Below are 23,958 nucleotides of genomic sequence, written 5' to 3' on the forward strand. Positions count from 1 at the left end.
ATGTGCGGAATCGCAGGCTTCGTCTCGCCCTCGCTCGACGCCGGGGCCACGCCCGAGGTCATCGCCTCGATGCTGTCGCTCATCCGCCACCGCGGCCCGGACGAGGCGGGCTACTACCTGGACGACGGGGTGGCCATGGGCACGGTCAGGCTGTCGGTCATCGACCTCGCCACGGGCGCCCAGCCCATGGCGGACCCGTCCGACCGCTACTGGATCTGCTTCAACGGCGAGTTGTACAACCACGTCGAACTCCGCCGGGAGCTGCGAGGGCTCGGCCGGCACTTCCGCACCCGCTCGGACACCGAAGTGGTCCTCCAGGCGTGGGCCCAGTGGGGAGCGGGCGCTCTGCCCCGTTTCAACGGCGCGTTCGCCTTCGCCATCCGGGACGCGGTGTCCGGGGACCTCTTCCTGGCCCGGGACAGGTACGGCAAGCGCCCGGTCTTCTACAGCGACCGGGGGAGCGGCACGGGCCCGGACGGGGATTTCCTCTTCGCCTCGGAGATGAAGGCGTTCCGGGCATTCCCCGGATTCCGCTTCGAACTGGACCCCGGAGAACTCGCCTCCGCTTTCGCGGTGTGGACCCCGTTGCCCGACCGGACCCCCTTCCGGCACATCCGCCAACTGCCCATGGGGAGCTTCCTGACCGTGCGCGGTGGCCGCGTGGATCTGACCACGTACGCCGAACTCGAAATCGACGCCGACCCGTTCACCGGTTCCGCCCGGGAAGCGGTCGCATTCGTCCGCGACACCCTCCGGGAAAGCGTCGCGATGCGGCTGCGGAGCGACGTCGAGGTCGGGGTCTACCTGAGCGGAGGCCTCGACTCGTCCATCGTCACCGCACTGGCGACCGAACTCTCCCCGCACGCGGTCCGCACGTTCTCGGTCGAGTTCGACGAGGCGGCCTTCGACGAGTCGGGCAGCCAGCACGTCGTCGCCTCGCACCTCGGGTCGCTCCACTCGTCCATCGCCGTGCGCGGCGCGGACATCGCCGCGAACTTCCCGTCCGCCGTTTACCACGCCGAAGTCCCGGCGTTCCGGACGGCGTTCGTGCCCATGTACCTGCTCTCCCGTCATGTGCGCGACGCCGGCATCAAGGTGATCCTCAGCGGCGAGGGCGCCGACGAGGCCTTCCTCGGCTACTCCCTCTTCCGGGAGACCCTGCTGCGTGCCGCGTGGCACGACCTCTCCGACGACGAACGCATGGCCGGGATCGGGCGCCTTCACCCGGAGCTGAGCCACTTCGGTCCCGCGAACCGGGCCCGGCTGAAGGGCCTGTTCGAGCAGTTCGCCGTGGAACGGCTCCCCGGCCTCTTCTCGCACGAACTCCGCTACCAGAACGGCCGTTTCGCCGCACGTCTGCTGAAGGAGCGGGGCGATCCGTTCGCGGACCTCCTGGCGCTGACGGCGTCGACACCCGGATACGCCGCCCTGAGCCCCGTGCAGAAGGCCCAGTGGCTCGAGTTCAAGACCCTGCTGCCCGGCTACCTGCTCTCCACCCAGGGGGAGCGCATGAGCCTCGCCCACGGCATCGAGAACCGCTGCCCCTTCCTCGATCCCGCGGTGGTCCGTGCGGCGGCCTCGGTCAATCTGCGGTTCGACGACGGCTCCGAGGAGAAGGCCATCCTCAAGGAGGCCTTCCGGGGCGAGCTGCCGGAATCGAGCCTCGCCCGGCGCAAGCAGCCCTACCGCGCCCCCGGCGCGGCCGTCTTCAAGGAGCACCGGCCCGACTACATGGAGCTGCTGCTCTCGGAGACGGAGCTGCGGAAGATCGACGGCCTCGACCCGGTGTTCGCGAGGAAGCTCGTGGCGAAGATCATGGCGACACCCAGCGAGGGGATCAGCACGAAGGAGGACCAGGCCTTTATCTACCTGCTGTCGACGGCCGTCCTGCACCAGCAGTTCGCGGGCGGCCGGGACCGGGGGAGGGCCGGCCACCCGGAAGCGGAGCTTAAGGCGGACACGATCGTCGATCTCCGTGGCTCCCGGGGACCGCGGCCGGCCGCGCACGCCCTCCACGGGGCGGGAGGCCCCCGATGAGCACGGCCGCACCGCAGCCGGCGGCGGACGACGTCGCCATCATCGGACTCGCTCTGCGCTTCCCCGGCGCCGAGACACTGGAGGAACTCGCCGGACACCTTCTGGCGGGCCGCTCGCTCATCTCGGAGGTACCGCCCGAACGCTGGTCGAGGGAGGAGTTCTTCGGCGATCCCCGGCGCGGGGCGCAGAAGACCAACAGCGTCTGGGGCGGTTTCGTCGAGCACGCGGACCGCTTCGACGCCGACTTCTTCGCCATATCGCCGCGCGAGGCCGAGAGCATGGACCCGCAGCAGCGGATGGCGCTCGAACTCGCCTGGCGGGCCGTGGAGAACGCGGGGTACGCGGCGGGAGATCTGGCCGGTACCGCGACAGGCGTCTTCATGGGCGTCTGCCACGCGGACTACGCGGAGATGATGGAACGCGAAGGGGTGCGGACGGACGCCTACTTCCCCACCGGCACCGCCTACTCGATCATCGCGAACCGGATCTCCTACCAGTTCGACCTCCAGGGTCCGAGCATCACCAACGACACCGCGTGCTCCAGCTCGCTGGTGGCGGTGTACGAAGCGGTCCGCGCACTGGGCCACGGCGAGTGCGGTCTCGCCCTGGCCGGCGGGGTCAACCTGATCTGGTCGCCCAAGCACTTCGTCGCCTTCAGCCAGGCGGGCATGCTGTCGCGGACCGGCCGCGCGAGCGCCTTCGACCAGGCCGCCGACGGCTACGTACGCGGCGAGGGCGGAGCGGTGCTCCTGCTCAAGCCCCTCGCACGGGCCGTCGCGGACGGGGACCCCGTCCACGCGGTCATCAAGGGGATCGCCACGAACCACGGCGGCCGGACCAACTCCCTGACCGTCACCAGTCCGACCGCGCAGGCGAACCTGATCGAAGGGCTCTACACCCGCGCCGGAATCCGCCCGGAGACCGTCAGCTACATCGAGGCGCACGGCCCGGGCACACCCGTCGGCGACCCGATCGAGGTCATGGCGCTCAAGACCGCCTTCCGGAACCTGCACGCCGCGCAGGGCACCGCCGCCCGGCCGGAGAGCTGCGGGATCGGATCGGTCAAGACCAACATCGGGCATCTGGAAGGGGCCGCCGGGGTCGCGGGGATCGCCAAGGTGATCGCCTCCCTGGCACACCGGTCACTGCCCGCCACCGTCAACTTCCGCCAGCAGAACCGGCTCATCAGCTTCGACGACAGCCCCTTCCACGTCGTCCGCGAGACCCGGCCCTGGGAGGCGCCGCCCGCGGGCCCGGACGGCAGCGTCCCGCCACGCCGGGCCGGGGTGAGCTCCTTCGGGTTCGGCGGCACGAACGCCCACGTCGTGCTGGAGGAGCACCTCGCCGACGAACCACGGCGGACGGACCCGCCCGGCCCGCATCTCGTGCCGCTCTCCGCGAGGACACCGGAGCGGCTGCGCCAGGTCGCCCGCACGCTGCTCACCCATCTGCGGGAGCAGCCCGCGCAGGCGCTCGCCGACATCGCGTACACGCTGCGGATCGGCCGCGACCCGATGCGGGAGCGGGTCGCGTTCATCGTCGCGGACCGTACCGAACTCGTCGGTCTGCTGGCGGCCTTCGCGGACGGCGAGCGGGCCGGGGGAGAGGTCCACCGGGGCGCGACGGTGCGTGCCGACGACGCGGACGCGGCCGGGCTGGGGACGGCCGCGGCGCTCTGGGCGGGCGGCGGGACGGCGGACTGGTCGGAGCGGCCCCGGGAGGCCGACCCCGCGGCGGCCCCGCGCCGCGTGCGCCTCCCCGGATATCCGTTCGCCCGCGAACGCCACTGGTTCAGGGTTCCGCCGAAGGACGGCGACGCGGGCATCCCGAGGGAGAGGGAGGCGGGGACGCCGGGGGAGGGGGAGGCGGGCAGAGCGACGGCGGACCGTTCGCCCGCGCCCACCGCGCCCACCGCGCCCACCGCGCCCACCGCGCAGACCGCCGGGACCGCGAACGCCGCGCGTACGGAGCCGGCCCGGACGGGCGCGGAGAGGGCGCTGACGGAGCAGCCGGGAGCCGCGTCCCGGTCCGCGGCGCCGCATCCCCTCCTCCACGCCGCCGTCCCCGGCTCCGGAGGACGGCGCTTCGCCTCGACCTTCACCGGCAAGGAGCCGTTCCTCGCCGCGCACCGGGTACGCGGCACTCCCGTTCTCCCGGCGGCGGCGCAGGTGGAGATGGTGCGTGCCGCGGTGGCCCGTGCGGCGGGGCGGGAGACCGGGGCGCCCCCGGCCGTCCGGCTCCGCACCATGGGATGGGCGCGCCCGCTGGTCGTGCGGGACGGGCCGGTGGAGGTCCGGGTGGGCCTCACCGCGCGTGACGGCGGCGCGCTCGCCTTCGAGATCTCCACCGGAACGGCCCCCGGCACCGTGCACAGCTCGGGGCTGGCCGAGACCGTCGGGGCCGGGGAACCGGCCCGGCTCGACCTCGCCGGGTTGCTGGCGGCGTGCCCCCGCGAGCGCGGGCAGGCACAGGTGTACGCGGAGTTCCGCGACCGGGGGCTCGACTACGGGCCCGCCATGCGCGGGCTGAGGGAACTGCGGCTGGGGCAGGGTCAGCTGGTCGCGCGCATCGTCGAACCCGGAGCGGACGGGGCCGGGGACGCCGGACACGTCCTGCCGCCGAGCGTGCTGGACGCGGCCTTCCAGGCCTCCGTCGTCCTTCTGGCGGACACCTCGACGGCCACCGGTGGCGGCCGGTCCGCCCCCGCGCTGCCCTTCGCTTTCGAGGAGCTCACGGTCCACGGTCCCTGCGCGCCCGAGACCTGGGCATGGGTGCGGCGGCGCGAGGGCCGCGGCCCGCTCGACATGTTCGACATCGATCTCTGCGACGGGAAGGGCACGATGAGCGTCAGTCTGCGCGGACTGGTCCAGCGGACGGAACCGGCCGGGGCGACCCCCGGAGCCGGCCCGGAGACGGGCGGCAACACCGTGACCGCCGCCGTCTCCTGGGTGCCGGCCCCGCTCGGCGTACCCGATGACGGGGCCGGACCCGTACCCGTCGTACGGGGGTACCTCGGCGGACGCGCGGCCCGGCACACCGCCGCCGTGGCGGACCTCACCGGATTCACCGTCGCACGGCTCCCCGACGTCGATCCCGGCCGCGTCGCCGAGGGCGCGGGGGCCGCGCTGGACCTGGCCTTCCGGGACGTCGCCGACGCCGTGCGGTCGAAGCCCGCAGGTCCGCGGCGGTTCGTCGTGCTCGTGGACGACCGGCCGCCCCGGCACTATCACGCCCCCCTCACCGGGCTGTTCCGGACCGTCGTCCAGGAGAACCCGCGCGTCTCGGGCCGGGTCGTGCGCGTCGCGGACCTCGACGCCGCGCCGCCGGAGCGGATCGCCGAGATCCTGCGGGCGGAGGCGGCGGACCGGTCGGCCGACTGCGATGTCCGGTACGGGGCGGACGGCACACGCCAGGCGTCCCGTCCCGGGGAACTGCGCCTGGGCGACGGGGCCGAGGTCCCGCCGCTGAAGGAGGGCGGGGTCTACTGGATCACGGGCGGTCTCGGCGGGATCGGCCGGCACGTCGCCCGCTACTTCGGCCGGTACCCCGGCGTCACCGTCGTCCTGAGCGGACGGTCGGAGCACGGAGCCGTGAGCGAGGCGGCCTTGCGGGAGCTGCGGGACGCCGGAGTCGACGCCCACCACGTCCCCGTGGACGTGGGCTCGCGCACCGACGTGGACCGGGCGGTCCGCGCCATCACCGGGGCCCACGGGGGCATCGACGGCATCGTCCATGCGGCGGGCGTGCTCCGCGACGCGTACGTCTTCACCAAGGACGCCTCCGACCTGCGGGCGGTGCTGGCGCCGAAGGTCGACGGGGTCCTCCACCTCGACGCCGCGTCGCGCGGCCTCACGCTCGACTTCTTCGTCACGTTCTCCTCGGTGGCGGGCGTGTTCGGCAACGCGGGCCAGTCGGACTACGCGGCGGCCAACGCCTTCCTGGACGCCTTCGCCCACCACCGCCAGGCGCTGGTCGACATCGGCGAGCGGACCGGCCGGACCCGCTCGGTGAGCTGGCCGCTGTGGGCCGACGGCGGGATGTCCGTGGACGCGGTCACGCTGAGGACGATGCGACGGGACCGGGGCTGGGAGCCCCTTCCCACCGAGGACGGCCTGCGGCTCCTGGGCCGTGCCCTGGGCGACGCGCCCCCGCACGTCGTGGTCGCGCACGGCGCCGCCGCGACGCTCACGGCCGCACCGACGCCCCCGGCGGCGCCGACGGTGCCGGATCCGCCGGCCGCCGGATCCGCCGCCTCCGCTCCCGCCGCCTCCGCTCCGGCGGAAACGGCCGCCACCGTCGCCGACGAAGTTCTGAGGGAACGTGCGACGGCCCTGCTGCGCCGGGTCGTGGGCGAGGCGCTCCACCGCGATCCCGGGACGCTGGAGGAGACGGTCGACCTCATCGAGTACGGCATCGACTCGCTCGCCATCCTCGACACGACCGCGGCGCTCGAAGAACTCTTCGGCCCGCTGCCCAAGACGATCTTCTTCGAGTACACCGACATCGCGGGCGTCGCCGGATACTTCGTCGCGGAGCACGCCGGGGTGCTGCGGACCGTCCCCGACACCGCGAGCCCACACCGGACCACCGCCGGACGGACGGCCGACGCCTCTGCTCCGGCCGAGGCCACGGTCCCGGCCGAGGCCACGGCACCGGTCGGCGGCACGGTCCCGGTCGCGGCGAGCCTTCCCGCCACACCCGAACGTCCGGTGGCGGAAGCGGCCCCCGCGTCCGCCCGCAGCCGGAGCGAGGCCCCGGGCGCGCGCGACGACTACCACGACATCGCGATCATCGGCGTCTCCGGCAGCTACCCCGGCGCCGACACCCTGGACGAACTCTGGGCGGTACTCGAAGAGGGCCGCCACGCGTTCCGCGAGGTGCCGCGCGACCGCTGGGACCACGACGCGATCTACAGCAGCGACCGAGGCGTCCTCGGCAAGAGCACCATCCGTACCGGAACGTTCCTCTCGGACATCGACACGTTCGACCCGCGCTACTTCCGCATCTCCCAGCGCGAGGCCGAGAACATGTCGCCCGAGGTCCGGCTGTTCCTGCGGGCCGGGGTCGAGGCACTGGAGGACGCGGGCTACTCGCGCGAGACGCTGCGCCGAAAGTACGACGGGGACGTCGGCGTGCTCGCCGGATCCATGAGCAACCACTACGGCCTCTACGGATTCGAGAACGGCCTCACCCGGGGGTCCGCCGCGAGCGGCAGCTACACAGGGACCCTGCCCAACATGCTGTCGTACTTCTACGGCTTCACCGGCCCCTCCCTCTTCGTGGACACCATGTGCTCGGGATCCTCCACCTGCGTCCACCAGGCCGTGCAGATGCTCCGGGCGCGCGAGTGCGCGATGGCGGTCGCCGGCGGGGTGAACCTGCTCCTGCACCCGTACAACCTCATCAGCTCGTCCCAGGAGCACTTCACCACGGCCACCTCGGACGTGATCCGGAGCTTCGGTCTCGGGGCGGACGGGACGATCCTCGGCGAGGGGGTCGGCGCCCTGGTCCTCAAGCCGCTCGTCGAGGCCGAGCGCGACGGCGACCACGTGTACGCCGTCATCAAGGGGACGGCCCTCGCCAACGCCGGGGTGCGCAACGGGTTCACCGTCCCCAGCCCCCGGATGCAGGCGCGCGCGATCGAGAAGGCGATCGACGACGCGGGGGTCGACCCGCGGACCATCAGCTACGTGGAGGCGCACGGCTCGGGGACGTCCCTGGGCGACCCGATCGAGGTCAAGGCGCTGACCACCGCCTATCGGAAGCACACCCCGGACACCGGGTTCTGCGCGATCGGCTCGGTGAAGTCGAACATGGGCCATCTGCTGCACGCCGCCGGAATGATCGGCATCGCCAAGGTCCTCCTCCAGTTCCAGCGGGGACAGCTCGTCCCCTCGCTGCACAGCTCGGTGACCAACCCGGACATCGACTTCTCCCGCACCCCCTTCCGGGTGCAGCAGGAGCTCACCGCCTGGAAGCCGGCCGTCACCAGCGTCGACGGACGCGAGGTCACCCATCCGCGCCGGGCCGGGATCACCTCGATCGGCGCGGGCGGGATGAACTCCCACATGATCCTGGAGGAGTACCCGCGCCACGACGGCGCAGCGCGCGGCAGCGCACCCGGCGGGCGCGAGGAACTCCTCGTCTTCTCCGCGATGAACGACGCCGCGCTGCTGGCCTACCTCGCCCGGTTCCGCGCCTTCCTCGCCAAGGCCGCGGCGCCGGACCTCGCCTCGGTCGCCCACACCCTCCGCGTCGGCAAGAACGAACTCCCGCACCGGTGGGCCTTCCTCGCGCGGACCGTGGACGAGGCGCTGGCCGCCGTCGACCGCCGGCTGGCCGGCGACCGCGACCTCGGCGCCGCGCTCGCGGGCGACGGCGCCCGCACCGCGGACCTGCGCGACCTGGCGACCGCCTGGGTGGGCGGGAGCAGCGCCGACTGGCAGCGGGCCGACGCGCAGGACGCTCCCGCGCCCCGCCGCGTCTCCCTGCCCGCGTACCCCTTCGAGCGCGTACGGTGCTGGGTCGCCCCTCAGGACGGCGCGCCGTCCGTGACCGCGCCGCTCGCCCTGCGCGAGAAGCTGCACCCGTTCCTCGGCCGGAACGCGTCGGACGTCACCGGCCTGCGGTACGTCCTCGACGTGCATCTCGACGATCTCCTGGACTACGGCCGCACGCTGGGCGAGCGGCAGGACAGGACACGCGGCATCGTTCCCACCTTCGCCGTCGACCTGGCGATCGCCGCCGCGAAGGTCTCCGGCTTCTCCGACGGGTCCCTCGTGCGCGGGCTCCGCCTCCTCGGCCCGGTCGACTGGACGGCCGCGGCGCGCCTGGTGACGGTCCTGGACACGGCCGGAGGGGACTCGGCGGCGGGAGCCGTCCACACGGAGGACGCGTCGGGGCGACGCACCGCCGTGGCGGAGTTCGCCCTGCGGGCGGACGGGGGCGGCGGCACGCGGCCGACCGGACACCCCCACGCCGGACCCTTCGTCGGCCTGCTCCCCGGGGCGCTGGCACCGGACCTGGCCGAACCGCTCTCCCCGGCCGTCTTCCTCGCGGAACTGGCCGGGGGCGGAGTCGGGTACGCCCCCGAACTCGCCGGTGTCGAGGAGGTGTTCCGCCTGCGCGACGGACGCCTCGTGCTGCGGCTCGGCACCCCCGAGCTCCAGCACGACCGGGTGAAACCGCGTGTCACGCTCGCTCCGCAGGTCCTCCAGGCCGTCGCGCAGGGACTGCGGTTCGAGGCGAAGCGCACGGGTGACCCCCGGTGGGCGCGGAGCGCACCGCACCGGATCGACGAGGTCCGGATCTTCGCCGACGGGGCGGACGGCCGGGTCCCGGTGGCGTACGCCGTCTTCGACGTGACCGCCTCCGGAGAGGGCATCGGGGGCTCGGTCGGACTGCTGGACCGGAACGGCGGCGTGGTCGGTGTCCTCGCCGGCCTCTGGTGCGGCGACGACGAAGGGCCGAGGGAGGATCCGGAGGTGACCGCACGGACCTCGGGCGCGACCACGGCAGCCGCTCGGGGCGGCAACGGGCAAGCGGACGACGGGACACCGGGGGAGACCGGGGAGGCCGGGCGACTGCTGGCCTTCGCGGTCGACGAACTGCGCGGCCTGGCGTCCGGCATCCTCAAGTTCGACCCCGGCGAACTCGACGCCCGCACCGGCTTCGACGCCTTCGGCTTCGACTCGATCTCGCTCGTCGCCCTGGCGTCGCAGGCGAGCGAGCGGCTCGGCGTCGAGCTGACCCCCGCGGTCTTCTTCGACCGCAGCACCCTCGCGTCGCTGGGGGAGCACCTCGTGGCCGAGCACGCGGCCACCCTGCGCACGGCCTACGAACAGTCCACCGGGACCCCGGCCCGTGCCGACGCCCCCGCCACGGCGGTCCGGACCTCCGGGACCTCTGCCGGGACCCCCCGGACGTCCGGGGCCCCGAGGCCGCCCGCCCCGGACACCGGGCACCGGACCCGCCGGGAGAGCGCCGGGGCCCCCGACGCCGCCCCACGCCCGGCGGACCCGGGCGGCGCCTTCCCGATCGCCGTCATCGGAGCGAGCGGCCGTTTCCCCGGCGCCCCCGACCTGGACGCGTACTGGGCCAATCTGGCGGCCGGGACCGACCAGGTGACGGCGTTCCCCGTCGACCGGTACGACGAGGAGTACGCGCGGATCGTGGAGGCGTCCGACTTCCCGCGCCACGCGGGCGTCCTCGACGGGGTGGACGCCTTCGACGCCGCCTTCTTCCGCATCCTGCCGCGCGAGGCCGAACTGATGGACCCCCAGCACCGGCTGGCGCTGCAGACCGTCTGGAACGCGGTGGAGAACAGCGGGTACGCCCCCGCGGACCTGCCGGCCGGCACCGGGCTGTTCTTCGGCGTCTCGGGCACCGACTACGCGACGCTGCTCGCCGCCCACGGCACCCCGCCCGACGCCTTCACCTCCACGGGCAACGCCCACTCCATGCTCGCCAACCGCATCTCCTACGTCCTCGACATCCACGGTCCGAGCGAACCGGTCGACACGGCCTGCTCCAGCTCGCTCGTCGCCGTCCACCGGGCCGTCGAAGCACTCCGGTCCGGGGCCTGCGACGCCGCGATCGCGGGCGGGGTGAACCTGCTCCTCAGCGTCGACACGTTCGTCAGCGCCGCACAGGCGGGCATGCTGAGCCCGGACGGGCGGTGCAAGACCTTCGCGAGCGACGCGAACGGCTACGTACGGGGCGAGGGCGTCGGCGCGGTCGTGCTGAAGCCGCTCGCCGCCGCCGAGCGGGACGGGGACGCGATCCTCGCCGTGATCGTCGGGAGCGCCGAGAACCACGGCGGCCGGGCGAACTCCCTCACCGCGCCGAACGGGGCCGCCCAGGCGGACCTCGTGGTGCGGGCGATGGACGGCATCGACCCCCGCACCATCGGCTATCTGGAGGCCCACGGCACCGGCACGCCCCTGGGCGACCCCGTCGAGGTGCAGGCGCTGCGCAACGCGTTCCGGCGGCTGGGCAGCGACGGCGAGGGCACCTGCGCACTCGGCTCGGTGAAGCCCAACATCGGCCATCTGGAGGCCGCCGCCGGGATCGCGGGCCTGCTCAAGACGGTTCTCGCGATGGAGCACGGCACGCTGCCGCCCTCCCGGAACCTCGACGAGATCAACCCGTACATACAGCTCGACGGCAGCCCGTTCCGCATCGTCCGTGCGTGCGAGCCCTGGGAACGGGCGACCGACGAGCACGGTGCGCCCGTCCCCCGGCGCGCGGGGGTCAGCAGCTTCGGCTTCGGCGGCGCGAACTGCCACGTCGTCCTGGAGGAGTACCCGGGCAGGGACCAGGAGGCGGCCTCGGACCCGGACGCCCCCGGGGGCCGCCGGGTCGCCGTGCCCCTCTCGGCGCGCACGGAGCGGGAGCTGCGCGAGCGGGCGCGGGACCTGCTCGCACACCTGGAGGACGCCCGGCGCACCGACTCGCTCCGTTCGATCGCGTGGACCCTCCAGACCGGACGGGAGGCCATGGCCGAACGCGTCGGTTGGGCCGTCGCCTCCCGCGGCGAACTCGCCTCCCGGCTCCGCGAGTTCATCAGCGGCTCGGGCGACGGACCGGATCCGGTCCCCGGTCAGGACCGGGACGGCCTCACCGGGATGATGGCCCGCTGGTGCGCCGGTGGCGAGGCCGAGTGGCGCCGGCTGTACGGCCCCGACGGCTCCGGAACGCCGAGGCGCGCGCACCTCCCGGCCTATCCGTTCGCACGCGACCGGTACTGGATTCCCCGCAGCCCGGAGCCGTCCGCACCCACCCGGAGCCACGCCGCCGGCCCGGAGCGTGCCGTCGCCGTGCCCGCGCGGGAACCCGCCCCCGTTCCGGCCCCCGCGACGACGCTGTCGGTGCCCCGGTGGACCCCGAGGCCCGCCGCCGGGGCCCCGGGTCCTGCCGACGGTTCCCCGTACCGGCGTCACGCGGTCATCCTGTGCGGCACCCCCGCATCCCTGCGGGAGGGCGTCGGGCGTCTGCTGCCCGGGGTGCGCTGCCACGCCGTCACGACGGCCGGGCGGCGCCCGGAGACCCGCTTCACCGACCTGTCACGGCAGGTCTTCCAGCTTGTCCGCACGCTCGCGGGGGAGGCGCACGACGGGACCACGCTCGTGCAGGTGGTGACGTCGGGCGCGGAGGACGAGGAAGCCGGTCCGGCCCTCTCGGCGCTCCTGCGCACGACGGCTCTGGAGAACCCGCGGATCACCGGACAGGTCATCCTCCTCGACGGGGCGAGCGACCCCGCCCGGATCGCGGACGCGGTCCTGGAGAACGCACGGCACGCCGACGACCCGCTCGTTCTCCACCGGGACGCCCAACGCCACGTCAGGACCTGGACCCCCCGCACGGCCGCCGGCGCGGGCACGCCCTGGCGTTCGGGAGGCACCTACCTCATCACCGGCGGCGCAGGCGGCATCGGGGCCGTCGTCGCCCGCCGCATCGCACGGGACACCGAACGCGCCGAGCTCGTCCTCGTCGGCCGGTCCGCACCCGGCCCCCGTACGGACCGGCTCCTCGCCGAACTCCGGGAGGCGGGAGCAGCGGCCCGGTACGCCGTCGCGGACGTCTCCCGCTGGGAGGAGGTGCGCCATCTCCTCGCGGAGGTACGGGAGCGGAGCGGCGCCGTCCACGGCGTCATCCACGCCGCGGGCGTGATCCACGACGCGTACGTCAAGGAGAAGACCCCGGAGGAATGGGAGTGGGTCCTGGGGCCGAAGGTGGACGGCGCGGTCCACCTGGACCGGGCCACGGCGGACCTGCCGCTGGAATCCTTCCTCCTCTTCTCGTCCGGCGCCGCCGTCACGGGCAACCCCGGCCAGGCCGACTACGCCACGGCCAACGCCCACCTCGGCACGTTCGCCGCCCGCCGCAACGCACGCGTCGCCGCGGGCGGACGATCGGGCCGCACCGTCTCGATCGCGTGGCCGCTCTGGAAGGACGGCGGGATGGCGGTCGACGACGCGACCCGCGCGTACCTCCGGCGACACCGCGGTCTCGTCCCCATGGAATCGGACGCCGGGCTCGACGCCCTCCTGGACGCCTGGCGCCTCGGCGAGGCCGGCGAGGACCAGATCTGGGTGCACCACGGGGACCCGGAGAGGGCCGACCCCGACCCGGTGGCGGCCTCCGCACCCCGGTCCGCGCCCGCCCCTGCCCCCGTGGCGGGGACCGCGCCCGCCCCGGCGTCCGTACCGGACGCGGTGAACGGCGTCGCCCCCGACCCGGACACGCTCAAGTCGGTGCTCGGGATCTTCGCCCGGGTCACAAAGCTGCCCCCGCACGCCATCGACCTCGACCGGCCCCTCGACGAACTGGCCCTCGACTCCGTCATGGTCGTCCAGCTCAACCGGGAGCTGCACACCGTGTTCGGGGAGACCTCGACGACCCTCTTCTACGAGGCGCCGACCCTGCGCGCCGTCGCGGACCACCTCACGGGCCCGCCGATCCGGACCGGCCGGGAGACCGCCACGGCCCCCGGCGTCCCCGAAGCCCCCCGGTCCGCAGTTCCCCGGCCCGCGCCCGCACCGTCCGGCGCGCCCGACCGGGACGACGCCATCGCGATCATCGGGATGAGCGGACGCTATCCGGGCGCGCGGAACCCCGACGAGTTCTGGCAGAACCTCACGGCCGGACGCGACCGCATCACCGAGATCCCCGGGGACCGGTGGCCGCTGGACGGCTTCTATGAGCCGGACCGCGCCACCGCCGTGGCCAACGGGCTCAGCTACAGCAAGTGGGGTGCGTTCCTGGAGGACTTCGACGCGTTCGACCCGCACTTCTTCCGGATCGCACCGCGCGACGCGTACGCCATGGACCCGCAGGAGCGCCTCTTCCTCCAGGCCTCCTGGGAGGTGATCGAGGACGCGGGCTACACCCGCGAGGAGCTGGCCCGCCGCCATCAGCGCCGCGTCGGCGTCTTCGCCGGAGTGACCAAGTCCGGCCACGCACGGCACGGTGAGGCCCGGTTGCCGTCCGGCGAGCGGATCGCGCCCGCGCTCTCGTTCGCCTCGCTCAGCGCCCGTACCTCCTACGTCCTCGACCTGCGGGGCCCCAGCCTGACGATCGACACCATGTGCTCGTCCTCGCTCACGGCGATCCACGAAGCCTGCGAGCACCTGCGCCGGGGCTCCTGCGAGCTGGCTGTCGCCGGTGGCGTGAACCTGTACCTGCACCCGTCCGACTACGTCGAGCTCTGCCGTTCCGGCATGCTGTCCTCGCAGTCGCGGGTGCGGAGTTTCGGCAGGGGCGCCGACGGGTTCGTCCCCGGCGAGGGCGTCGGCGCGGTGCTGCTGAAACCGCTGGCGCGCGCACGCGCCGACGGGGACCGGGTGCTCGCGGTGATCCGGGGGACGAGCATCAACCACGGAGGCCGGTCCAACGGCTACACGGTGCCCAGCCCGGCCGCCCAGGCGGAACTGATCGGCGAAGCGCTGACCCGGGCCGGGATCTCGGCGCGCGAGGTCGGCTACGTCGAGGCGCACGGCACGGGCACCGAACTGGGCGATCCGATCGAGGTGAAGGGGCTCTCGCTGGCCTTCGAGAAGTTCACCGGGGACCGCCAGTTCTGCGCGATCGGCTCCGTGAAGTCGGTGATCGGGCACCTGGAGGCCGCCGCGGGCATCGCCGGTGTCACCAAGGCCGTCCTCCAGCTCCGGCACCGCACCCTCGTTCCGAGCCTGCACGCCGAGGAACCGAACCCCGGCATCAGGTTCGAGGAGACGCCGTTCCGGCTCCAGCGGGCCCTCGCACCCTGGGAGTCCGCACGGCCACGCGTCACGGCGGTCTCGTCCTTCGGCGCCGGCGGCTCGAACGCGCACGTGATCATCGAGGAGTACGTGGCCGACGCCGCCCCCGCCGAGCGGTCCACCGACGACGGCGAGCAGCTCGTCGTGCTGTCGGCACGGACCGCCGAGGGGCTGCGGCTCTCCGCCGCGCGGCTGGCGGCGTTCCTCGAACAGGAGGAGGCGCACGGGCGGACGGTCCGCCTGGCGGACCTCGCGTTCACCCTGCGGTCCGGTCGCGAGGCGATGCGGGAGCGGCTGGCGGTGGCGGTGCCCTCGGTGCCCGAACTCCGCCGATTGCTCGACGTGTTCGCGGAGACCGGCGACGGGACGGCGGTCCCGGGCCTGCACCGGGGCGGCACCGGGCAGGACCGGGGCGCGGCCGCCGCGATCCGGGCCGACGGCGACCTCCGGGAACTGCTGGCCGAACGGTGGGGCCGCGCGGGCAAGTACGGCGAACTGGCCGCCCTCTGGGCGGACGGGATGGACCTGGACTGGCGGGCACTGCCCGGGGCGGTGCCGCCGCCCCGCCGGATCTCCCTGCCCACCTACCCGTTCGCGAGGGACCGGTTCTGGATCGGGGACCTGGAGCCGGCCGGGCGGCCGATCGCCACCGGTGCCCCTCCCCATGCCGACACCGGTCCCGGTGACCGTAGGGTCGCGGTCACCGGCACACCGGCCGACGCCGTCACACCGCGCACCGCGCCCGGAGGCCCGGCGGCCGTCACACCGCGCACCGCAGCGGAGCCCCGGGACCCGGCCGGCACCGCCCCCGGCGAACGGCTCGCGCGGCTGGTGCGCGCGAAGATCGCCGACGTCCTGGTCATGGCGCCGGAGGAGATCGAGGGCGGGCTCGCGTTCGCCGACTACGGCCTCGACTCCATCCTCGCCGTCCGCCTCGTCCACGTGCTCAACGAGGAGCTGGGGACCGACCTCTCGACCGATGTCGTCTTCGACCACAGCTCCGCCGACCGCCTCGCCGCGCACCTGCTCGCGGAAGTCGGGCCCGCCGCGGCCCCCGCACCCGTCCCCCCGCCCCCCGCGCCCCCGGCCCCCGGCCCCGCGCCGACACGCGGCGGCACGACCGCGGACCGCCCGGCGACCTCCGACGGAGCCGCCCCCGCCGGACCGCCGACCGGCCCCGAACCGATCGCCGTCATCGGGATGAGCGGCAGGTTCGCCGGATCCGACGATCTCGACGAGCTGTGGACCCATCTGGCGAACGGCGACGACCTCATCACCGAAGCGACCCGCTGGGACCTCCCGGCCACCGGGCCCGACGGATCCGCGCGCTGCACGCAGGGGGGATTCCTCGACGGCATCGACCGGTTCGACCCGGTCTTCTTCGGTATCTCGGGCGTCGAGGCCGCCGTCATGGACCCCCAGCAGCGGCTGCTCCTGGAAGAGGCGTGGAAGGCCCTGGAGGACGCCGGCCACGCCGGACGGCAACTCGGCGGAACCCGCTGCGGGGTGTACGCGGGCTGCTGGAACGGCGACTACCACGAGCTGGTCGGCGAGGACAGCCCGGCCCAGGCCTTCTGGGGGAACATGGCATCCCTGATCCCGGCCCGCATCTCCTACGTCCTCGACCTGAAGGGCCCCGCGCTGGCCGTCGACACGGCGTGCTCCAGTTCGCTCGTCGCGATCGACCTCGCCTGCCGGGGGCTCCGGTCGGGCGAGACGGACATGGCCCTGGCGGGCGGTGTCTTCGTCCAGACGACCCCCCGCCTCTACGAGCTGGCCGGGCGGGCCGGGATGCTCTCGCCCACGGGCCGCTGCCACACCTTCGACCACCGCGCCGACGGCTTCGTCCCCGGTGAGGGGGTCGGCGTCCTCGTGCTCAAGCGGCTGCGCGACGCGATCGCCGACGGGGACCACGTGCACGGCGTCATCCGCGCCACGGGCACCAACCACGACGGTGCGACCAACGGCATCACCGCGCCCAGCTCCGTGTCGCAGGAGGCATTGCTCCGCGAGGTCCACGCGTCCTGCGGCATCGACGCCGGGTCCATCCAGCTCCTGGAGGCGCACGGCACCGGCACCCCGCTCGGGGACCCCATCGAGTTCTCGGCGCTCAGCAGGGTGTTCCGGGCCGGTACGGAGAGGACCGGCTTCTGCGCACTGGGCTCCGTCAAGTCGAGCCTCGGGCACACCCAGTTCGCCGCCGGCATCGCCGGGGTCTTCAAGATCCTCCTCGCGATGAGGCACCGGCAGATACCGGCCTCGCCGCACTTCGAGAAGCCCAACGCCGCCATCGACCTCGACACCAGCCCCTTCTCCCTCAGCACGCGCCACCGCACGTGGGAGGCTCCGTCCGACGGCGGGCCGCGCCGGGGCGCCGTCAGCTCCTTCGGCGCCAGCGGCACCAACGCCCACCTCGTCATCGAGGAGGCGCCGGACACCTCCCGGACCCGCACCCGCACCCCCGGGCCCGCGCGGCTGGTCGTCCTCTCGGCGCACTCGCGGGAGCAACTGGCCGAGCAGGTGTCCCGGTTGGCCGGGCACCTCCGCCACGGGGACGCCCCGGACCTCGGCGACCTGGCGTACACGCTCACGGTCGGAAGGGACCGCTTCCCCCACCGGTTCGCCTGCGTGGCGCGCGACCGCGCCGAGCTGCTGAGGATCCTCGACGCGGGGCTCGACGGACCGGAGGCGTTCACCGGCCGGGCGACGCCCGAGGGCGAGGGCCGCCCGGGCGCGGACACGAGCCGGGGCGAAGCGTGCCTGGAGCGCCGTGCGCGATACGCCGCCGACGCGACGGAAGCGGAGGAGCACGGTGCGCGGGCCTCCGGCGTCCGGGCGGACGCGTCCCGGGCCGGTGCCGAGCACCGGCGCCCGGACGCCGACGCCTGCCGTGCCGACCTCACCGTCCTCGCCGAGTGCTTCGTCCGGGGCGCCGCCCTCGACTACGGTGCGATCTTCCCGGCCGGCTCCCACCGGCGGATCCCCCTGCCCACCTACCCGTTCGCCCGCGAGAGCCACTGGGCCGGTCCGCCGCCCCCCGCGCCGCTGCCCGTCCCCGGCACCCCCGGGAAACGCCCGGCGGCGGCCCACCCGCTGATCCACCGGACGTCGGAGGCACCCGACTCTCCCGGCGCACTGCGCGCCTCCGCGGTGTTCACGGACGCCGATCCCGTCCTGCGCGACCACACGGTGCGCGGACAGCACGTCCTTCCCGGCGTCGTCCACCTCGAACTGGCGCGCCAGACCGCCGTCCGGCTCTGGGGCGCGGACGCGACGGCCCCCCTGCTGATGCGCGACATCACCTGGGTACGGCCGGCCACCGCCCGGGACGGAGAGCCCCTGGACGTCGACATCCTGGTGCGGCCCGGCGACGAGGACCGGCTCACCTTCGAGATCACCACACGCGCGGACCGGGGCGCCGACCCCACCGTCCTCTCCACCGGACGGGTGTACCGCACCGGCACGACCCGCCCCGGCCGGGTCGACCTCACATCGCTCCGCGCGGCCTGCACGACGACCGTGTCCGCCACGCGCGTCCGCGAGGCGCTCGCGTCGATGGGCATCGTCCACGGGCCGTCGCTCCGGGCCGTCCGCGAGGCGTACGTCGACACCGGCACCGGCACCGTCCTCGCCGAGCTGGAACTCCCGGCCGGCGCGAGCCCCGCCGACGGCGGCCCCGTCCTTCCCCCGGCGCTGCTGGACTCCGCCATCCAGGCGTCCATCGCGCTGCACCTCGGCGACGGACCGGCCGACCCGGAGACCGCGGTGCCCTTCGCGCTCGACCGGTTCGAACTCCTCGCCCCGTGCCCGTCCTCGGCGCGGGCCGTCGTCCGCGTCGCCGACGCGACCGGACCCGCCACCGCGCTGAGCCGGCTCGACGTGGACATCACCGACGTCCACGGCCGGGTCTGCGTACGGATGACCGGCTACACCTCGCGCCGCCTCCGGCCGCCGGTCCCCTCCCTGTTCGCACCCGTGTGGGAATCCGTGGCCGCCCACACCCCGGACGGACACGCCCCGGACCCCGCGGACCACATGCTCGTGGTGGGGGGCACGGCCGAACAGCGGGCCGCGCTCCTCGGCCGGCACCCGGGCGCCACCCCGTGGGACCTCGCACCCGGCACGACGACCGAGGAGATCGCGGCCCGGCTACGGTCCGCCGGGCCGGTCGGACACCTCGTCTGGATCGCGCCCGGTCCCGGACCGGACGGAGGGCCGGCCCTCCCGCCGACCGACACCGCCGGCTTCGCCGCGGCCCAGGAGGACGGCGTCGTCGCGGCCTTCCGTACGGCCAAGGCCCTCGTCCGCACCGGACACGACGCACGCCCGCTCCGCATCACACTGGTCACCCGGCGCGCCCTCGCCACGTACGACGACGAGCCGACCGCACCCGCCCACGCCGGGCTGCACGGCTTCTTCGGGTCGCTCGCCCAGGAGTACGCGAACTGGTCCGTCCGCCGGGCCGACCTCGACACGGACGAGCTGCCCCACGACCTCCTGGCGCTCCCCGGCCGAACCGGTGACGATCCCCTGGCCCACCGCGCGGGCCAGTGGCTCGCGCGCCGCTGGGCCCCCGACGAGCCCGGCGACGCACAGCCCGCCCCGTACCGGCGGGGCGGCGTCTACGTCGTGATCGGCGGCGCCGGCGGACTGGGTACCCAGTGGACCCGGCACGTCGTGCGGAACCACGACGCCCACGTGATCTGGATCGGCCGACGCCCGGCGGACGCGTCGATCGACGCGCGGCTGGCCGAGGCCGGCGCCCGGGTGAGCTACCTGTCCGCCGACGCCGCCGACCCCGCGTCGCTGCGCCTCGCCCACAAGGAGATCAAGCGGCGCCACCCGCGCATCCACGGCGTCGTCCACGCGGCGCTCGACCTGCGGGACCGGAGCCTGGCGCGGATGGACGAGGGGACCCTGCGGGCGAGCCTCGCCGCGAAGGCCGGCGTCGGCGTCGCCATGGCCGAGGTCTTCGCGGACGAGCCGCTGGACTTCGCCCTGTTCTTCTCGTCCGTCCAGTCGTTCACGACGGCGGCGGGCCAGAGCAACTACGCGGCGGGCTGCACCTTCGGCGACGCCTACGCCCACTTCCTCGACCGGCACTGGCCGTGCCCGGTCAAGGTGATGAACTGGGGATGGTGGGGCAGCGTCGGCAGCGCCTCGACCGAGCGGCACAAGGAGCACATGGCGCGCTGGGGCCTCCTCTCGATCGAGGCGCCGGAGGCGATGGACGCCCTCGACACCCTGCTCGGCGGCCCCCAGCGCCAGTTGAGCTTCATCCGGCTGAAGGACCTCGACGCCATCGAGGCGCTCGACCCGGCGACGCGGGTCACCGTCCACCCCAGGGCGCGGACCCGCGTGGCGCCCGCCCTCGTCGCGTCGGCCGCGGCCCTGCCCGCCGGGTGGGAGTCGATGCGCGCGATCGCCGCGTGGCGCGCGGACGAGCGCGACCCGCTGCTGGCGAAGATGGTCCGCGGGCACCTGCAGGCGCTCGGCGGGCTGCACGGAACCGGAACTCCCACGTCCCCCGGCGACATCGACCGGCTCCGCCGGAACGCCGGGATCCTGGACAGGTACGCGACCTGGCTCGACCACGCGCTCCGCATCGTCCCGGAAACGGCCCCGCCGCCGGACGTCCTCCTCCGCGAGTGGGACGAGCGCCGCGCCCACTGGTCCACCGACCCCGACAAGGCGGCCGAACTCGCCCTGCTCGACGCCACGCTCCGAGCGCTCCCCGGCATCCTCACCGGCGCGACCAGGCCGACCGACATCCTGTTCCCGCGCGGCTCCGTCGAACTCGTCGAAGGCACCTACCGGGACAACCGGGTCGCCGACCTGTACAACCGCGCCATGACCGACGCCGCGGTCTCCGTCGTCGAGGAGCGGCTGCGTCTCGACCCCTCGGCCCGCCTGCGCATCCTGGAGATCGGCGCCGGCACGGGCGGCACCAGCGTCGGCATGTTCGCCGCGCTGCGCCCCTTCCAGGAGCACATCGAGGTCTACACGTACACCGATCTGTCCAGGGCGTTCCTGAACCACGCCCGCAGCGCCTACGGCCCCGACGTGCCGTACCTCTCCTACGCCCGCTTCGACGCCGAGCGACCGCTGGCCGGGCAGCAGGGGGTGGAGAGCGGGAGCTACGACCTGGTCGTCGCCGCCAACGTGCTGCACGCGACGCGCGACACCCGGAACACGATCCGCAACGCCAAGGCGGCCCTGCGCCACGGAGGGTGGCTCCTGCTCAACGAACTCGCGGCGTTCGACGTCTCCAGCCACCTCACGTTCGGCCTGCTGGAGGGCTGGTGGCTCTTCGAGGACGACGCGCTGCGCATACCGGGTTCACCGGCGCTGTCGCCCGAGAACTGGCGGAGGGTGCTGGAGAGCGAGGGGTTCACCGCGGTGGTGCCCGTCCTGCCCGAGGCACGGGAGCTCGGACAGCAGATCATCGCCGCCGAGAGCGACGGGCTGGCCCGGCAGTCGGTGGCCCCGCGCACCGGCCGCGGGCCCGAGCCCCGGAAGCCCGGGCGGAGGCGGCCGGCCGGCCGGGAAGCCGGTGACCGGCCTGCGGCCCGCCGGGAAGCCACGGCCCCGGCGGCGGTGGACTCCTCGTCCCCGGCTGTCGCGGGCACCGTCCCGCGGCGTGCCGCCCACGTCCCCACCCCCGCTCCCGTCCCCGCCTTCGTCCAGGTCCCCGCGCAACCCCTGGACGCCGGAGGAGGGGCGGCCCCGTCCGCGGCCGGCACGGTGAGCCGGACCGAGGTCCTGTCCGGGTACCTCCGCGACCGGGCCGCCGAGACCCTCGGTATTCCGGCCGACCGGATCGCCCTCACCACCCCGCTCAGCGACTACGGCATGGACTCCATCCTCGTGCTCCAGTTGACGAACGCCCTGCGGGAGGACCTGGGAGAGGTCTCGTCCACCCTGATCTTCGACGCCGAGTCCGTCGCGGAGCTCGCCGACCACTTCGCCGCGAGTGGCGGCCCGCGGGTGGACGCCCTCGTGGCACGCCGGAACCAGGACACGGGGGAGCGGCCCGCCCCCGGGCCCGCGCCGCGGCCGTCGGCGGACTCCCCCCGCTCGGTGGCGTCCCTGTTCCGTACGGTGCTGGAGACCGGTACCCCGCAGCAGGCGGGCGACCTGCTGGCGATGGCAGCCCGGCTCCGGCCGGTCTTCGCGGCCGGAGCCGGCGACGAGCCGGAGGTGCTGAGGCTGTCGGACGGCCGGCGGGAGCCCGATCTGGTCTGCCTGCCGTCGCTGATCGCCCCCACCGGGGCCCACCAGTACGTGAACTTCGCCGGGGCGCTCCGGGGCCGGCGCCAGGTCTGGGCCGCCTCCCTTCCCGGCTACCGCGCCGGCGAGCCGCTGCCCGCGGACCTGGAGGCGGCGGCGGAGCGGCTGGCCGCCACCCTGCTCCGACGTTTCGGGGGCGGCGGGTTCGCGCTCGCGGGCTACTCCTCCGGCGGCTGGCTGGCCCACGAGGTGGTGCGCCGGCTGGAGGCGGCGGGCGCGCCCCCCGCCGGGCTGGTGCTGCTCGACACCCCGCGGACGACCGGAGCGGCGATGGTCGGGGGCATGACCGTGATCACACGGCGGCTGCTCGACCGCTTCCCGCGCCTGCCCCTCGCCGACGAACAGGTGACGGCGATGGCCCGGTACGGGGAGCTGCTCGACGGCTGGCGCCCGCTGCCGGTGACCACCCCGACCCTGCTGGCGGCAGCCGCGCAGGAAGGGCCCCTGCGGGAACTGCTCGGCGACGACGCGCGGTCCGGCTGGCCGCTGGAGCACCGGCGGGCCGACCTGACGGGAGACCACTTCTCCCTGCTGGAGGAAGACGCGGCGGAGACCGCGTTCACGGTCGACCGCTGGCTGGACACCCTGCGGGACCCGGCCGGAGGCACGCGATGAGCGACGGCCTGGGCTTCAGCCTCGCGCAACTGCGGTACTTCGTCGTCTCCGCCGAAGTGGGCAACATATCCGAGGCGGCGGAGCGGCTGTGCGCCTCGCAGTCGACGGTCTCCTCGGCGGTGATGAGGCTGGAACGCCAACTCGGCGTACAACTCCTCCTGCGTCACCACGCTCGGGGGGTCACCCTCACCCCGAGCGGGCGCCATCTGCTGCGGGAGGCCCGGGACCTGCTGGGGCGGGCCAGGAACCTCAAGGCGCGTGGCGACGCCCTGGCGGGGGGTGCCGTCGGCCGGCTCGACGTCGGCTTCCTCGCGTCACTCGCCCCGTTCCTGCTGCCCGGCGCCCACCGGCTCGCCCGGCAGCGTTACGCCGACCTCCGGCTGACCTTCCACGAGGAGCCGGCCGACCGGCTGGCGGCGCTCCTGGGCGAAGGGCGCTGCGAACTGGCGGTCACGTACGACTTCCTGGCCGGGGACGCCCGGTTCCACGCCCTGGCCGAAATGCCCGTCCACGCCGTGCTGGCCGAGGACGACCCGCTGGGCGGGAGCGGGCCGGTGGAGCTGGCCGCACTGGCGGCCCGGCCGCTGATCACCCCGAACACGCCCGACGACATCCGCCACGCCGAGAAGCTGTTCGCCGACGCGGGCGTCCCCCTGCCGCGGGTGATCGGAGCCACGAGCGTGGAGACCGTGCGCGGTCTCGTGGCGGCGGGTTCCGGATTCGCGCTGATGCACCAGCGCGGCCGGGCGACGACGACCCTCGACGGGGGGAGGGTCCGCACGGTCGGAATCGCCGACGACCTGCCTCCCGCCTCCCTCGGCGTGGCCATGATGCCCGGCCTGGCGATGAGCGGCCGGGGCATGGCCTTCCTCGACGTGCTCGGGTCGGTGGTCCCGGCGGGCCCGAGCGGACCCGCCGGACCGCCGCACCCGGCCCTGGGCCGAGCGAGCCCGTGACGGCGGGGCGGACCGGGGGCCGCGGGGAGCGCCCACCACGGGGCCGGCGCCGCCGAGCGGAGCGTTGTTCTCACGGCGGGGCCCCGGGAAAAGACCACGGAGCGTTTTCTCCGGCGGGGATTTTTTCCGGCACTCGGCGAGGAGAATGAACCACCGGCGGGGAACCGAGCCCCTCCGATTCCTTTTCGTGCGCGGGTTTTCTCGCCCTGTCCGGGATATCCGTCGTCCGGGTCAGGAGAAAGGAATTCCTCGGTCCCGTTGCCCATGTATTCCACCGGGCTGCCGTACCGGGCGTGGCG

3 protein-coding genes are annotated in these 23,958 nt (G+C 74.5%); all 3 read left to right on the forward strand.

Annotation, left to right across the window (positions count from 1 at the left end; translation table 11 throughout):
- Genes asnB through DTB53_RS25220 form a run of 3 tightly spaced genes read left to right on the forward strand, consistent with a single transcriptional unit; the run spans position 1 to position 23,659 of the window.
- Positions 1-2,037 carry an asparagine synthase (glutamine-hydrolyzing) gene (gene asnB, locus DTB53_RS25210; protein WP_012382212.1) on the forward strand — a complete coding sequence of 679 codons (2,037 nt, stop codon included), beginning with the start codon at positions 1-3 and terminating at the stop codon, positions 2,035-2,037.
- Entirely contained in the window at positions 2,034-22,703 is a 20,670-nt protein-coding gene (locus DTB53_RS37905) for an SDR family NAD(P)-dependent oxidoreductase (protein ID WP_012382213.1), read from the forward strand. The genes asnB and DTB53_RS37905 overlap by 4 nt, the downstream gene beginning before the upstream one ends.
- Complete coding sequence (locus DTB53_RS25220) at positions 22,700-23,659, forward strand: LysR family transcriptional regulator (protein ID WP_012382214.1); 960 nt, start codon at positions 22,700-22,702, stop codon at positions 23,657-23,659. The genes DTB53_RS37905 and DTB53_RS25220 overlap by 4 nt, the downstream gene beginning before the upstream one ends.
- The last annotated feature ends 299 nt before the right edge of the window (positions 23,660-23,958 follow it).

It is taken from the genome of Streptomyces griseus, assembly GCF_900460065.1.
Classification (GTDB): Bacteria; Actinomycetota; Actinomycetes; order Streptomycetales; family Streptomycetaceae; genus Streptomyces; species Streptomyces griseus.